The 15,322-nt window shown below is 36.3% G+C and carries 12 protein-coding genes; 2 read left to right on the forward strand and 10 right to left on the reverse strand.

The window, feature by feature from the left end; genetic code table 11:
- Nucleotides 1-179 precede the first annotated feature (179 nt).
- Nucleotides 180-2,045: an Ig-like domain-containing protein gene (locus tag LV704_RS15530; RefSeq protein ID WP_163422843.1), complete on the reverse strand. Its 1,866-nt coding sequence runs from the start codon at nt 2,043-2,045 to the stop codon at nt 180-182.
- A gap of 167 nt (nt 2,046-2,212) precedes the next feature.
- Between LV704_RS15530 and LV704_RS15535 the strand changes: the two genes are divergently transcribed.
- Nucleotides 2,213-3,301: an adenylate/guanylate cyclase domain-containing protein gene (locus LV704_RS15535; protein WP_163422842.1), complete on the forward strand. Its 1,089-nt coding sequence runs from the start codon at nt 2,213-2,215 to the stop codon at nt 3,299-3,301.
- Here LV704_RS15535 and LV704_RS15540 read toward each other — a convergent pair.
- Nucleotides 3,298-3,774 (reverse strand): GNAT family N-acetyltransferase, encoded by a 477-nt coding sequence (locus LV704_RS15540; RefSeq protein WP_163422841.1) that lies wholly within the window; start codon nt 3,772-3,774, stop codon nt 3,298-3,300. The genes LV704_RS15535 and LV704_RS15540 overlap by 4 nt on opposite strands.
- A gap of 311 nt (nt 3,775-4,085) precedes the next feature.
- Here LV704_RS15540 and LV704_RS15545 point away from each other — a divergent pair, with 311 nt between their 5' ends.
- Entirely contained in the window at nt 4,086-5,864 is a 1,779-nt protein-coding gene (locus tag LV704_RS15545) for a type IX secretion system membrane protein PorP/SprF (protein WP_163422840.1), read from the forward strand.
- Nucleotides 5,865-5,872: 8 nt separating this feature from the next.
- On the opposite strand, the gene LV704_RS15550 is transcribed toward LV704_RS15545, so the two are convergent.
- The 8 genes from LV704_RS15550 to LV704_RS15585 all read right to left on the reverse strand — a co-directional run bounded on the left by LV704_RS15550 (nt 5,873) and on the right by LV704_RS15585 (nt 15,319).
- Nucleotides 5,873-6,487: an FMN-binding negative transcriptional regulator gene (locus LV704_RS15550; protein ID WP_163422839.1), complete on the reverse strand. Its 615-nt coding sequence runs from the start codon at nt 6,485-6,487 to the stop codon at nt 5,873-5,875.
- A 111-nt stretch (nt 6,488-6,598) separates the two neighbouring features.
- On the reverse strand, nt 6,599-8,629 hold the full coding sequence (locus tag LV704_RS15555; RefSeq protein ID WP_233782065.1) for a S9 family peptidase: 2,031 nt from the start codon (nt 8,627-8,629) through the stop codon (nt 6,599-6,601).
- 120 nt (nt 8,630-8,749) lie between these two features.
- Entirely contained in the window at nt 8,750-10,165 is a 1,416-nt protein-coding gene (locus LV704_RS15560; protein WP_163422838.1) for an MBOAT family protein, read from the reverse strand.
- Nucleotides 10,166-10,167: 2 nt separating this feature from the next.
- Nucleotides 10,168-11,208 (reverse strand): hypothetical protein, encoded by a 1,041-nt coding sequence (locus LV704_RS15565; RefSeq protein ID WP_163422837.1) that lies wholly within the window; start codon nt 11,206-11,208, stop codon nt 10,168-10,170.
- 12 nt (nt 11,209-11,220) lie between these two features.
- Nucleotides 11,221-12,237, reverse strand: coding sequence for an aminoacyltransferase (locus LV704_RS15570; RefSeq protein WP_163422836.1), 1,017 nt, complete (start codon nt 12,235-12,237; stop codon nt 11,221-11,223).
- A 90-nt stretch (nt 12,238-12,327) separates the two neighbouring features.
- A complete protein-coding gene (locus tag LV704_RS15575) occupies nt 12,328-12,831 on the reverse strand; it encodes a nuclear transport factor 2 family protein (RefSeq protein ID WP_163422835.1) in 504 nt (167 codons plus the stop codon).
- Between the two features lie 318 nt (nt 12,832-13,149).
- Nucleotides 13,150-14,316 carry a serine hydrolase gene (locus LV704_RS15580; RefSeq protein ID WP_163422834.1) on the reverse strand — a complete coding sequence of 389 codons (1,167 nt, stop codon included), beginning with the start codon at nt 14,314-14,316 and terminating at the stop codon, nt 13,150-13,152.
- A gap of 157 nt (nt 14,317-14,473) precedes the next feature.
- Nucleotides 14,474-15,319, reverse strand: a complete 846-nt coding sequence (locus tag LV704_RS15585; RefSeq protein WP_163422833.1) for a DUF4249 domain-containing protein — start codon at nt 15,317-15,319, stop codon at nt 14,474-14,476.
- Nucleotides 15,320-15,322 lie beyond the last annotated feature (3 nt).

Below are 15,322 nucleotides of genomic sequence, written 5' to 3' on the forward strand. Positions count from 1 at the left end.
AGTGAATTTTATAATATACTCATTTTTAATGAGATATGAAAGTTATATCTGTATAAAACTCAATTCTAAAATGCAGGATTTTTGCAAATACTACTTAAACTTATGACAAAGTTAAATTAGCAATCCAGCATTAAAACCAGTATTAAAGATGAATAATAACTCAAACCATCATCACTGGATTAAAGCCTTTCGAAAAATGGAAACTCATGGATGGGGAGGAGATTGGGCCCAACATTGGAATAGAATATTCTTTCTCTTTTTGGAGACACTATGTAAAAAGGTATAGAAGGCACAAAAATCTTAGATATGTATTCCTCATAATTATTCATATTTTCATAATTCTCCGCAAGCCCTTGGACTGTTTCTAAACTACCATTCTCAAAAACATCGGTTACTTTGGAAGGAAATATTCCTTCAGGCAGTTTTGGAACTGCAATGTCAGTTGCCTGTCCATCAAAAATAAACTCCATATTGATGTGAGCATCATTAAAATTGCTTAAACGAACCCTACCGACTTCGTAATTTGGAATTCCGTTGAAGGAGATACCGTTATTCTGAAATTGGTAGGAAATGGTCTGTCCAGGAACAGTAACTGATTTAGGAGGAGCGCCTGCTCCATCAATTCCATAGTTGCTCACCTTCAAAGAGAATATAGTATGGTCAAAAATATTGGCATAGGAGTAATCGTTATTGTTAACACTGTTTAAAGATGAATTCCAGTAGAGCATGTGTCCACTCATTGTATTAAAATGGTTCTCACTTTCAAACCCATAAATACTTAAGAAAGGGCTTTGTGATGTGCCATTTACGGTCAAAAAATCATGGATCACATCTGAAGAATTAAAATCCTCGGCACTTAAGGAAGTCTTAGTGCTTAAATCTTCAATAAATGCCCATTGGTAGCTTCTACCCAAATCTCTGTTATAATACATTATAAAAACCTTGTCGAAACCAAGCTCACTAATGGTGAAATTGGTTGAGTAATGTCCGGAGAAGCTATCGTTGTAATAAATCATGGAACTCCAAGGAGTTGTTGCCCTTATGTAAAAACCATCTTCATAATCGGGTAATGTTAAATCTACAAAGCTTGCTGATGTTGGTGATGACCTTGGAGAGAAACTAATTTCATCACCAACAATCATTTTTGATAGATTTCCATAAACATAAAAATTAAATATTTGACTATCGAAATCATCAACAAAAGAGAGGATATATTCTGTGTCATTAGTCATTTCGGTGCTGGTGCAAAGTGTAAGTGTTTCTGCCTTACCAGAGCTATGGGTAGCATAGTCTATATTGTTACCGTCCGCATCTGATAAAATAGCATGTAATTTCTCGGTTCCTGTTCGTATAAAGCCGCCAGGGATATTTAAATCCAACACCTTTCTAGCGATTAAGATATTGAGAGAATCTGCAGTGGTATTTCCCAAATCATCCTCCATGACAAATTTTAAAACATTGCTGCCAAGGGCATAGTTTTCTGTATTTAGATTGAACGAATGTGAGGAAGTATTTTCAAAGGTAGCCACTGGTTCGTTATCAAGAAAAACCTCCACTTTTGACACACTAGAAAATTCATCTGTGATGTCAGGGACAATTAGTTGTGTTCCGCAAATTTTTTGATTCTCCTGGATGCCCTCCAAAGATAGAGTAGGACCAGAATTGTCAACTTTAACATTGAGAACCCTTGTGCCAATAACTTTATTTTGAAATAGCACCTCAATTTTTAATTGATGGTTTCCTTCAAGATATGCTTTGGGATCAATAGAAAATTGGTAAGGAGGTGAGGAAAAGGTATTAATTAGGTCTTCATCCAAGTAGACATTTAGCAGATTAATTGTGTTATCGTCAGGAAGATTAACTGTAATGTTTGAGCCTGATAAAACCGCGTTTTCAAGAATACTGATTTGAATATCACTTGAATTTAGATTAGGTTCATTATTATCGGTTTCACTTTCTTCAGAACCACAAGAAACCACTAGTAAAACTAGAACAGCACAAATGAAAGGAGTAAGAGGAGATTTCGATTTGGAAAAACTAAACATGGATTATTATTTGGTTGAGATTTCGAAATAACAAAAATAGTTTCTTGTAGGATAAAAGAAACGATAAAAAGGAAAATTATACTTTTAAAAGTACAGGAAGTATTATATCTCTTCTTGTCAAAAGTTAAACCTCGTTTTGACACTACTTTGAGTATATTTAATACAATATGATACATCCCAGATATATAAGATATAGTAAACAAGCATTGCTCTTTGCAGTTATTTGGCTATTGTTTGGTTTTATATACAGTATGATAGAGCAAGGAATCTTGGGTGATTTGGATTACTACCCGTCAACGAAGAACCGATACGACTTTGAAAGTTCTCTTATATATTCTTGTTTTGGAAGTTTTCTTATTGGGTTCATCCACGGTTGGATAGAAGTATCTTGGCTGAACAAAAAATTTGGTAAAAACCCATTCTGGATCAAAATAGTACTGAAAACGTTGTTTTACTTGCTCTTCATCATTTTGTTTCTTAGCGTATTGTCCTTGGCAGTAAATTCCAATCGCTTTGATGCCTCTTTGTTCAGTCCGGAAGTAATACAAAGTCTCTGGTTCTTTATTGGTAATTTCTCTTTTTGGAGTGTGGTAGTTTTTATTGGATTTGGCTTAACGGTTGCAATGCTATTTGCCGAACTAGCTTCGTACTTGGGGGACAACATTTTCTTAAACTTCTTATTTGGAAAATACCACACACCCAGGAAAGAAATGAGGATGTTCATGTTTTTGGATATGAAATCTTCCACTACCATCGCAGAAAAAATTGGCCATGCCAAGTATTTTGAGTTATTGAAGGATTGTTATGCAGATATGTCCAATGCCATACTGGAAACTTCAGGGGAGATCTATCAATATGTGGGGGATGAAATTGTGGTTTCGTGGCCTGAAAAAACAGGGCTCTACAAAAATAATTGTATTGAATGCTTTTCTCTTATTGCAAAGACTTTTGAAAAAAGAAAAAACCATTACACCCAAAAATATGGAGATGTACCTCTCTTTAGAGCGGGGTTTCATATGGGACTTGTGACTACCGGGGAAATAGGAGTCGTAAAAAAGGAAATCATCTATACAGGAGATATTTTGAATACCACAGCGAGAATACAGGGAGAATGCAACACTTACAAAACAATGGTTTTAATTTCTGAACAGTTGGTAAATAAATTGGATTGCAACAAGTCTTTCTGGTTTAAGAAAGTTGCCAAACTGCAATTGCGAGGAAAAAAGGAGTTAATTCAGTTATATACTTTAAACTAGGCCAATAGATCTAATTCCATTTGAATATCACTACGTTCATAAGGAGAAGTGGCTCCAACTATTTCAGTAAATCCCAATTTACGGTACAGGCCTATAGCAGGCTTTAATACTCTATTGCTTTCCAAAAATATTTTTTTTGCTCCTAAGGATTTTGCTTTTTCAATGATATGGTTACCCAACAGTTTTCCTATGCCTTTGCCTTGAGTCTTAGGAGATACTCCCATTTTTGCCAATTCATAATCAAACCCCTTATGTGTAGTTTTTATTAAAGCACATACTCCCACAGGTTCTTCGTTAAGCAAGGCAACAGCTATATAACCTCCCTTGTCCAAAATGTATTCCTTGGGATGGTTGAGCGAAATGCGGTCCATTTCCTCCATCTTGAAATACTTGGTTATCCATTCCTCATTAAGTGTTTTAAATGCACTACGATAAGCTTCTGAAAAGGGAACTATTTTAGTTAATTCACTCATAATGTGTTACAAAAACAATGATTTTAGAGAACAAAAATAAGAGGAAATCCAGGAAAATCTGTAGGAAGGTAAATTTATCCTGACCGGTTTTTTAATATTAAATAGCCAATTTTTTTTGATTAGTAACGTTTATTAACTGGTAAACTCTGTTTTTTAACGATAAAATTGGTTTTTTACCGATGAAATATGTAATATTACTTTAAAGTTAATAGTAAAACTCTTACAAGCATCCCAAATCTTGCTAATGAGACTAGACAAAAAATACATACCTGGTTCCCTCAGGTTATTTAACCTACAAACACCATTTAGCTATGGACGTAAAACTACCCCTATTTTACAAACGCATTACTTTGTTCCGTTTTGAACGGATTTTTTACTTGATAATACCATGTTTGTTTTTCGGTGAGGTAAATGCTCAGGAGAACAATCCGTATGTCAGTTATGATGTGCCATTCCAGAATTTATTAAAATTCAACCGGTTTTTGATTAATCCTACCTTTTCTGCAGTAAGGGAGGATAAGTCTTATGTAAACCTTTTTCATAGAAGTCAAGGTTCAGACTTTAACGATAACAACCAAAATTATTTTTTGAGCTATAGCGGCAAGATTAATGATCGTGTTGGTATGGGAGTAAGTCTCTACAATCAGCAAGAGGGTGTTATTTCTAATCTAGGTGTTATGGCCAATTATTCCCATGGCATTCAATTAGGTCAAAAGAGTAACCTTAGTTTTGGAGTTAACATACCCTATTATGTGAGCAGTTTTGATCCAGATAGAGCTGTTGCCTTAGATGATGATCCCTTGTTGAACGATGCTACCCAAAATTCAATTATATCATTCCAACCAGGGCTTAATCTTTCTTTTGGAAAATTTGATTTTGGAGTATTTGCGCAAAACTTAGTGGATTACAACATTAAATCTGGAAAATCTTTGACTGAATTTAATGAGAAGACCTTTTCAGGACATATTCAATTTGCACACGAGTTTAAAAACGGTGCTGGGATTTTTGAGGATGGAAGATTACTACCTCTTGCAAGAGCTCGTTTTGAAGGTAGTGAAGATCCAATTTTTGGTGGAGGTCTTATATTGGATCTACCCAAATTGGGCTGGATTCAAGGTGGTTATGATCAGTTCTATGGTGCTTCCGCGGGAACAGGTTTTAATTTAAACAGAAGACTTTCATTTGGTTACAATTTTGAAAAAAATGTAAATAATAACATTATAGATTTAGGCGTAACACATGAAATATCCATAGCGTTCTCTTTTGTTCCATCGCTGACCAGAAATACATTGGCTTCCAATGAGGAGGGATCCACACAAAAACCTATAGAAGGAACTTTTGTTTCTGATATCAAGGAAAGTAAAAAATCAAAAAAGAGCAAGTTGAATGCTGAAACCACCCTACGTCCAACCAATAAAGAAGATTTGGCTTTTTGGGAAGAACAGGTTAAAACCTTAAAGGCGCAACAAGATGATAATTATGCTGTCATCAGCGAATTGCTTTTTAAAATGGATTCCTTGGAACAGCATAGACAACGTGATCTGGAGAAGCGTTTTGAAATGGTGATGCGCATGGTAGAGCGCAAAACGGATAACAAGTTACCGGATATTGAGGTTAAGGCGCAAAAACTGTTTTTAGCAAAAAATAATGATTTAGATTCAATTGCCAAATCTTTTGAAACAACCAGTTTGGCTGAAAATTCAAACACCAAAAAAATACAACAGAAGACAGAGAAGAAGAAAGAGAATGGAGCTTTTACGGGAGGAGCTTTTAAACCAATTGAAAAGTTCATCAATTTGGATGGAGTAGGCAAAGGACATTACATTGTGGCCAACGTTTTTAAAAATGAACGTTACCTGAAAAGCTTTATGGAAAAACTTAAAGCCAAAGGCTTGAATGTAAAATCATTCAAAAACCCAGATAACAACCTCAATTATGTGTATCTGGCTAAATATCAGGAGAATGAGGATGCTTATGCTGCTTACCGTTCACAAATGAAAGGTAAGTATACCGATGAAATTTGGATTATGCATGTGGATAACCCACGTTATTCCAACTGGGCAGATACCAAGTTTCAAGATAATGAGTAGTTAAATTCTTAGTTTTTACCGGAATTCTTCATCTTTTGGGCGATGGCTTGGCTAGCTGGGTCCTGCCGCTCTGAAAGTTCCGAAGTGATTTTAGGGTGATCTTCAACCCGTGTTTGAGAAAGTTTATATGCGGCTTGAATGTCATTGATCTCAATCTGAAAACCTATTATTCCTTTAACCTGTCTTAGTGTTTTGGGAGACATATCATGAAGAGAAATAGGGTTTTTCGAGCCCTTTTCATATTTATCTACCAGTTTGTGAAGAGATATCATGGTCTCTTCTTCATTAAGAATTTTCAATTTGCCATACACATGCACGGCTATATAATTCCAGGTAGGCACTTCTTCTTCTTTATACCAAGAAGAGGATACATAAGCATGAGGGCCGTTAAAAATACATAGGACTTCCGCACTAGTATCAAAAGCTTTTCCTTGAGGGTTAGCCTTTGCAATATGCCCTACCAGAATATCTTTTCCATTGTTGCCTTTGTCTAGTTCTAAAGGAATATGGGAGGCCCAAGGTTTCCCATCAACTTGGTTTATTAAAATACCAAAGCTGTTATGAACCAAAAAATCTTTGATTTCCGCTAAGTTTTCGTTTTTATAATAATGGGGAATGTACATTTTGGGAATTTAGTTTTAGAAAACATTTTGTTCTTCGTGCATTGGAATGAAGTTATACAACAAGACTCAAAAAAAAGTGACTTTGGATTTGTTTGGAAACTGTTTATTTAGTTATTCAGGTTTTTTATATTTTTCAAACCAAGCCAAAATACCAGCAATCTTTGCAATAAGATTGCTTGGTTTATTTGCAATACCGTGAGAAGCGCCAGGGATACGAACCATTGCAGTTTCCACACCTTCAAGTTTTAAGGCCGTATAAAATTGTTCTGACTCGGCAATTGGAGTTCTATAATCTTCTTCTCCAGTAAGCAACATGGTCGGCGTTGTTACATTGGCCACATAGGATAAGGGAGAACGTCTAAAATAGTTCTCCGGATCTTCCCAAGGCTTTTTGCCAAACCAATACTTAGAGAAAAAGGCAGCACCATCTGCATAAAGAACAAAGCTTGTCCAGTTAATTACTGGTTTAGCCACTACAGCTGCTTTAAATCGGTCTGTTTTACCAACAATCCATGCTGTTAACACGCCACCGCCGCTACCACCGGTAACAAAAAGATTTTTATCATCTATTGAGCCTTTTTTAATTACTGCATCTACACCGGACATTAAATCTTCATAGTCGTGGTTAGGATAATCATGATGAATCAAGTTGCCAAATTCCTCCCCATAGCTTGTACTCCCTCGTGGATTACAGTATAGCACTACATAACCTGCCGCTGCATAGGCTTGGATTTCCGCGGAGTACACAGAACCATAACTGGCAAAAGGGCCTCCATGAATCTCTAGAATAAAGGGATATTTTTTAGACGGGTCAAAATTTGGTGGTGTTACGACCCAACCTTGAATTTTTCTTTGATCATAAGATGACTCCCACCAGATTTCTTCTACATCCCCTAGATTTTTAAATGAGAACAAATCATCATTGACAAAAGTTACTCTTTTAGAACTCTTTTTGTCGTAGACCCCTAAATCAGCAGGATGTTGGGTGTTGCCTAAGGTATAAGCCAATTTATCTGAATTGGAAACAGTATATGTGGCTGCGTTATATGGTCTACCTAGGGATAATCCTCCCAAACCTTCAACTTTGGTAGTAATAGAACCAGAAAGAGTCATATGACCAATTTTGGTATCCCCTTTATCATCATATTGAAAATACAGCCCTTTTCCGTCTTTTGCCCATTGAATGTTGCCAATGTTTCTATCAAAACCATTGGATACTTGCTTGGAATTACCTCCAGAAACATCCATAACATAAAGTTTATTTAGTTGATATCCTTGCAATTTGTCATCAAGTCCTGTATAGGCAATTTTAGTTCCATCTGGAGATAGTGTAGGTGATTGGTCCGGGCCATATCTATCGGTAAGCGCTGTAACCTTGTTGTTTGCCAAATTCAACTCATATATTTCACTATTGTTCGGTTCAAAGGCTTCATCAGGATTAAAATTAGCCGAAAAATATAGTTTGCTTCCATCTTTTGACCAAATTGGTTTGCCGTGGTCATAGGCTGTATTTGTCAATTGTTTTGGTGTACCTCCAGTTATTGGTAGTGTAAAGAGCTGCATGTTTCCTCCTTTAATATAGCCTTGACCATCTCCACGGTAATTTAGTTTGTTAATATAAGTTGGAGGTTTGTTCCACTTAGCACCTTCAGGTTTTGCCGGCATTTTTATTATAGACTCTTCTTTTTTGGGCACAAACATATTGAAGGCTACGTACCTGTCATCATGGGACCATGAAATCTGTCCTGGAGCTTTTGGGGTATTGGTCAATGGAGCAGTCTCCTTGGTATCCATCCACATAAGATATAGTTTCATTTTACTATCCTCACCATTGGACATAAAAACTATTTTTTTTCCGTCATGAGACCACCTGGGGGAGAAATCATTTTGGTTTCCCGTGGTCAAAGGGCGATTGTTGGAACCATCAAAATTGACCATCCAAAGATTGGAAAGATTCCTATCAGTCATGACATCTTTAAAGTTTCGGACATAGATAATTTTGTTTCCATCCGGAGAGATTTGCGGGTCAGAAACATATTCCATGTTAAAAATGTCGATAAGTTCAAGATTGGATTTGGTTTGACCAAACGCAATTTGTCCTAGAAACAAGAGGACTATAATACCTTTTAAAGTTGTTTTCAAAGTGATTGATTTAAGAAATTTTAAGAGCAGTTAAGATACATATTAAATCAATGATGGAATTCTTTGCGAACTACTTTTTTAGGCTTCACTTAAAACCCAATTATTGAAGTTTGTTCGTTGCTAGAACTGAAAATAAATGAATTGTTCTCCACTGCCTTGCGCAATACAGATTAGGAAAAACATTGCTGCCCAACACACTCCCAACAGCCAAGGTGGTGTTTTTTGGGCTACCTCTTTCATGTTGGTATTTCGCATTAACCAGTGACATATGAATAGTACCATTGCTATAGTGAATACTTTTAAAATATCAAAGGTCCCCAATATCTTGACTCCTTCATCATTCATAAAAAGCATAGAGGTAATCATATTTTTAGCCGTTAAAAATTCCCTCGCTCTAAAAAACACCCAGGTAAAATTGACCAAGGTATAGGTCAATAAGGCGAATAGGATTCCACTCCAAGCATTTATTTTAATGATAAATACCTTTTTAAGAAGTCGTTCCATAATGAGATAGGTGCCATGCAGCGCTCCCCAAATTACAAAGGTCCATGCAGCTCCATGCCAAAGCCCTCCCAACAACATTGTCAACATTAGCGCAACGTACATTCTTGTTAAGCCAAAGCGGTTACCGCCGAGAGGAATATAGAGATAATCACGCAACCAAGAGGAGAGCGAAATATGCCAACGTTTCCATAGGTCTCTAAACCCGACAGAAGCATAGGGGTACATAAAATTATCTGGAAGAATGATGCCGAGCATTAGAGCAATACCAATAGCACAAGTGGAATAGCCAGCAAAATCAAAGAAAATTTGCCCAGAAAAGGCAAGGGTTCCAGTCCAAGCATCCCAGAAGTTTAGAATTTGTTTTGAACCAAAAACGGTATCCGATGTGCTGGATAATAAGGTGTCTGCCAAAACCACTTTTTGAAATAAACCGATAGTGAGCAGAAATAGCCCCCAAATAAACTGCTTGGCCGTTGCCTTTTTGGCTTCATAAAACTGACTGATTAAATCTTTTGCCCTAACAATTGGTCCGGCCACCAGTTGCGGAAAGAAAGTTACATACAATGCAAAGTCCAAAAATGTCTTGGCGGGTTCTATCCTACGTTTGTATATGTCTATGGTGTAAGACATGGTTTGAAAAGTATAAAATGAAATCCCCATGGGTAGGATAATATCCATAGGTTGGGCTTTAAAATCCCAGCCAATAGTATTTGAAAGAATGACAAAGTTCTCTAACAGGAAATCACCGTATTTAAAAAATGCTAAAAATCCTAAATTGACCACCATACTCAATAACAACCACAGTTTTCTAATATTTGGCCGTTCTTCTTTGGCCAATTTATTTCCAGCTGTCCAGTCAACCATGGTTGAAATCCACAAGAGCAAAATCAAAGGTGGATTCCATAAACCATAAAAGATGTAGCTCGCCAACAAAAGCATTAATTTCTTTTGGGTCCAGTTTAATAAGGGAACATAATATAAAGCCAGTACTATGGTCAAAAAGACGACAAATCCTAGTGAGTTAAATAACATGTTTAATTGGTTTTTTGTAAATGGTTATCTTTTAATAGTTTGTTTACTAGGTCTTTAGAATATGTTTTTGCATCTTCAGCATTCATATGTGACCAATCTGGCAAGGTGTATTTGGACATAAAATCGTAATCTTCAAAATGATAAGCTGGGCAATCCATTTGTTCTACAAATTTGTCCCATACCATAGTTTTGGGCAGTATTCTTTTTGTGTGCTTGTTCCAGTTATCTTCAGCCTTATGTCTAACAAGGATTATTTTACCTCCTCTTGACTTGAATTTTTTTGCTGCTACCTCATATTTTTTAAGAATTGGAGGGATCACGTCTTTAATAATCTCATAATCTGGAATATGGGGTAAGAAGGAATTCCAAGCATTTTGTACTTTTTTGGCAAACTCAGGATTGCTGACCATTGAAGAGAACATAATTAAATTTCTATCTTCATCATTGTACCCAAAATTCAGGAATTTAGGAGCAGGTGGAACCCTTTCACCTATCGATATGGTATTCACCAGCGCTTTTAAATCCAGATCATTATAGAACTTCAACTCTGATGATGTCAACATCACCAGATGACGCTCTAAAGGTTTTGAAACCCAAAAGCCCAATTTTTGGGCATAGGTTTGATCATAATAGTGATCAATCCACATTTTGGCTTCTAAATTTCTTTGCTCCACTCCAGGTGAGAAACACAAAAGAGGGGTAATCCCTAGAATAAGAGTTCCGTTGAAATCGGTATTTTCAACAATATCTTCAAAAAAGACCAGTGGAGGTTTACCATTTGTGGAGAGATTTATTGGTTTAATGCCTTGGGTTTCTTCCCAGACATGGGTGTTAAAATCAAATCCTGTTCTGGAAGAACCGATTATAACAATATCTTTCTCAGTAGCAGATTCTACTTTTGCCCTATGTTCTGCCCATAAATATCTGTCGTCTTCCAAGTTTGCCCTGTAATAATCTGGTTTGGAACGCCAATACATTTCCCACGCAACTAGCCCCATCAAACCAAGTAAAACTGCTACCAAAAATGATTGCTTTAGATTCATGTTTGTCATTTTTTATTTAAATATACTGTCAGATTTCATGACTTTTATGAGCTCTAAGGTAAAATAATCGGCATCTTTTGCGGATAGATGAGACCATTCGGGTAGGTGAAATCCTTGAAATTGAGGGTAGTCTTCAAAGTGATAGGCTTTAGCATTTGCTTTTTCAACCAATTCGTCCCAAAATTCGTTTCTTGGTGTAATCTTATTTTCAAAGTCCCTTAGGTAGCCAATTGATGGACAGCGCAACAGGATTACACTACCGCCTTTTTCTTTAAATTTTTTTAAATCTTCAAGAAAAAAAGTAATAGTTGATTCTTTATCTGGAGGTGGTCCTTCACCCGACATAAAAAACTGCCACACTTTTCTTACGGTATTTGCAAAAGCTGTGTCAGTTTCCATGCGTTTTTTCATCCTTACATTTCTATCAAGGCGTATATTTTCAAAAGAGTGAAATGGAGGCATTGGATCAAAAACTCGGTTGCCAATATTCACCTTGCCCAACAGTTCTTTTAGATTGATGCCATCAGCGCCTTCAACTTCACTTATAAAGGCTAGAGAACTTTGAAGAGGAATTGATAGTTTGTGATTTATACGTTGCGCATAGGTCCTGTTATGAAAGTAATCTACCCTAGCTTGGGGCCAAGCCCAAGGTGGGGCCTCAGGGTAAGTGGTTGAAAAAAACAATCCGGGAGTTACGCCTAATACAATTGTACCATTGAAAGGAGAGGTGTTAACAATATCATGGAAAAACGGCAAAGGAGAACAGCCTCCGGATGATAATTGTATCGGCTTTTTTCCAACCATTTTTTTCCATACATCCAATTGGATATCAAAGTGCACCCTAGAAGAGCCGATAAGAACAACATCTTCTTTGGACAGATTGTCAACTTTAGAGCGTTCTTGTGCCCAAAGGGCATCATTATCATCAATGGACTCAGAGAATCCTTGTGACCGCCAATACAATTCCCATACAGATATGCTGATTACTGTAAGAATTATGGCAATGACCAGTGATTTTTTTAAATGCATTGTATAGAATATGGAGATAAGGTCAAGATGATTAATCTCAACCTTATAAAGTATTGATTTTTGAGAAATATTAAGCTTTGGGTTTGTTTTTCATTCTTCCTGAGTCAATTTAAAACCTTGTGACTCCATTATGTTTAGCATATCATAATAATAGAATATCCTAGTTATTTTTCCATTCACTACCTGACTCGCAGTATGATAAGGAACAGGGATTTCAATACTACTCTCTTTATTGGTGATTGTATTTAAGCCCCATGCCAGCACCCATTCTCCTTCATTCCAATTGTTTGTCACCTTAACAGGTAAATAAAGGTCTCGACTTATAGAGTGTTTATAGTTGGAAATACTCTCTGTATAATAGTCGCCATGTTGCTTAAGGTTAAGCGAATCCTGCCCGCCACCTAAACCATATATCATGACATTTTCTGCCAATTTTGAGTTCATCGCATTTACATCGGCATTTTGCAATGCCTTTACATAATCTTGAATTAATGCTGTGGCACTATCGCCATTTTCAAATTCAATTGTTACTTGACTCTCTTGTGCTGAAACCAATAGTGGAATCATAAATAATGCTAGAAATACTTTTTTCATAATGTTTGAGATTTATTGGTAGATATTAAGTTGAATGAGCTATTCGTAATGAGCACTGTATAACTTGCCTAATTTCAAACATCATGAGTCAATCTGCACAAATGCAAGTAAGGGTCTACTTAAAAGGGGAACAAGCTGAGAAGTGAGTGGGGGAGGTAAATAGTGAATATCTCAGTTTTCTAATATAGTAAAAAACTGGTAATGAAATGGTTAAACGCAGGGTTAAATGGAATATGTTAATAAAAACACACCATGTTCAGTTTGTTTTTCTTTCGAGTGCAAACGTATTTTATTTCTTGATGGTACTCTAAGTCATTTTTATTGTTGAACTATTGCGGGGTATATAAAATCTACTAGCAGTGCTTCTGAATCCTTTTTTAATGTCCAATTATTGTAGTTGCCAGCGGTAATTACAATCATCAAATCATTTTTTTCGTCTATGTATATTCGTTGGCCGCCATTGCCTACAGCAGCTGGAATTAAATGATTTTGACTTTCATGGATAGTACTGCCCTTAAATATCCAAAATTGATACCCATACCCTACATTGTTGTTTCGCCCAAACCAAATATGTGGCTGTTTAGATTTCTGCACCCAATCTTTGGATAACATCTGTTTTCCATTCCATTGACCTCCGTTGGCATAGAGCATTCCAAATTTCATTAAATCTCTTGAGGTCAGTCTAAGGCCAGATGCCGCTGCGGGTAGATTAATACTTGGAAAATTGGTCCACTCAGAGTTTTTAATGTCCAATGCAGAAAACAAATGTTTTTTTGCAAATTCATGAACGTTCAATCCACTTGTCCTTTCAATTATGGAAGCTAGTAGCTGTGTAGTACCTCCATTGTATTCCCATACTTCCCCAGGAACATTTATTATTGGTCTACTAAGTACAAATTCTATGGGATCATCGCTAGAAGTCATAAGAATTTCACTGTTGGTTGGATCAGTATAGGGTACATTTTCGTTCCACTCCATTCCAGTAGTCATGGTCAGCAAGGTTTCAATAGTAATTTGAGAACGTAAACCTGTATCATATTGCTTAAATTCTGGATAAAAGTCAAAAACACTTTGTGTTAAGCTGTCTATTTTTCCTTGTTTTAAAGCGATACCAATACAAGCTGCAACTATACTTTTTGAAATGCTTCTTACATCGTGAAGACTATCTTTGTGATGATCTATTACCCCTAGGTCATCTCCCCATAGTTCATCTTTGCCCTTAAAGTAGTTTTCGTAAACCAGCTTCTTATTTTTGAGGATTAGAACACTATGGATGTTAGGATAAACCCCCGTTTTAATGGAATCTTCCATTTTTTTAATAAAGAGGGAATCAATATTGTTCTCGTAAAAACTACCTATGGGAAACTCAGTTTTAACCTCTGGGGGAGCTTGAGCTACTTTTGTTTTTTTGTTATCAATACATCCTGTAAAGAATATGATTGCTGACAATTGTAGCATGCAGAATGCGGTTTTGGTTAGTTGCATTTGGGTAGTATTTTGTTTATAAACTATCCAAAAGACAATCGGTGATAGTAAATGTTACAGTTAATACTGGTTTTTTAAAAGCCAACGAACATTGCAGGCACAAAAAAAATCCCAAAGCCTAAAAAAGACTTTGGGACCAACCAACCTAAAACAAAAACTACTCAAACGTATAACTGCTTTTAACGGTTTCTGTAACCCTAAAATAGCCATATGGAACATTATCGGGATTATCCTCATTTATACAATTTCCAACCAAAGCCACAGGTGTTGGGCTAAATGGATCTCCAGCTCCTTCAAACTGTTCTATTAAAAGTTGTAGATAGTTGTAATAATCTTCTGAAGCGCTTAAAAAGACAATATCAACAATATCTCCTGGTTTAAATTCTACAATGTTATCTTCTTCATTTTCTATCTTTTCGTAATAAAAATCAGCCTCGTTCCCATTAATGAACTCATCTTTTATGTAAAAAAGCTCAGGTAATAAATCCACACGACCTTGAAAACGCAAAAAATAATAGTTTTCTTCGTCTTCCGGATCTACGAACGAAACGTTTACTTCAAGAACTTCATCGTCTTCACCTTGGTCTTTGGATTGTGTAATGGATGAAATATCAGTAACCGGAAGTAAAGTTTCGGTAGCGGTATATCTTTCGTTCTCATATATAACTTCCAGGGAGTAGGTATTGCCAATAACAGGAATGAACGAAGATGTAGTATATCTACCATTATTCTGATCCTCAAAAACAAATTCTGTGTTATCATTGGTGTTTGTTACCCTCACTGTTGCTCCAGTAACTCCATTGTTTTGTTGATTTTCAAAAAATGGGGTAGAAGTACTGAGTAAGATAGTCTGCTCGTTACCTGTTGTCCCTTTTTCCCAATCGAGAGATGCTTCAATGGTGAGTCTTATAGGGCCTTCTGGAACATCAACATCAACAACATCTGTACATGATGCGCTTATCACTACTAGAAAAATGAATAGGATTTTATGATATAGTTTCATCGT

The sequence above is a fragment of the Flagellimonas sp. CMM7 genome, from assembly GCF_021390195.1.
In the GTDB taxonomy this organism is placed as follows: Bacteria; Bacteroidota; Bacteroidia; order Flavobacteriales; family Flavobacteriaceae; genus Flagellimonas.

What these genes read in the sequence shown, in the direction of transcription:
- LV704_RS15530 (WP_163422843.1), bottom strand. Translation starts at nt 2,045, where the DNA reads ATGTTTAGTTTTTCCAAATCGAAATCTCCTCTTACTCCTTTCATTTGT.
- LV704_RS15535 (WP_163422842.1), top strand. Translation starts at nt 2,213, where the DNA reads ATGATACATCCCAGATATATAAGATATAGTAAACAAGCATTGCTCTTT.
- LV704_RS15540 (WP_163422841.1), bottom strand. Translation starts at nt 3,774, where the DNA reads ATGAGTGAATTAACTAAAATAGTTCCCTTTTCAGAAGCTTATCGTAGT.
- LV704_RS15545 (WP_163422840.1), top strand. Translation starts at nt 4,086, where the DNA reads ATGGACGTAAAACTACCCCTATTTTACAAACGCATTACTTTGTTCCGT.
- LV704_RS15550 (WP_163422839.1), bottom strand. Translation starts at nt 6,487, where the DNA reads ATGTACATTCCCCATTATTATAAAAACGAAAACTTAGCGGAAATCAAA.
- LV704_RS15560 (WP_163422838.1), bottom strand. Translation starts at nt 10,165, where the DNA reads ATGTTATTTAACTCACTAGGATTTGTCGTCTTTTTGACCATAGTACTG.
- LV704_RS15565 (WP_163422837.1), bottom strand. Translation starts at nt 11,208, where the DNA reads ATGAATCTAAAGCAATCATTTTTGGTAGCAGTTTTACTTGGTTTGATG.
- LV704_RS15570 (WP_163422836.1), bottom strand. Translation starts at nt 12,237, where the DNA reads ATGCATTTAAAAAAATCACTGGTCATTGCCATAATTCTTACAGTAATC.
- LV704_RS15575 (WP_163422835.1), bottom strand. Translation starts at nt 12,831, where the DNA reads ATGAAAAAAGTATTTCTAGCATTATTTATGATTCCACTATTGGTTTCA.
- LV704_RS15580 (WP_163422834.1), bottom strand. Translation starts at nt 14,316, where the DNA reads ATGCAACTAACCAAAACCGCATTCTGCATGCTACAATTGTCAGCAATC.
- LV704_RS15585 (WP_163422833.1), bottom strand. Translation starts at nt 15,319, where the DNA reads ATGAAACTATATCATAAAATCCTATTCATTTTTCTAGTAGTGATAAGC.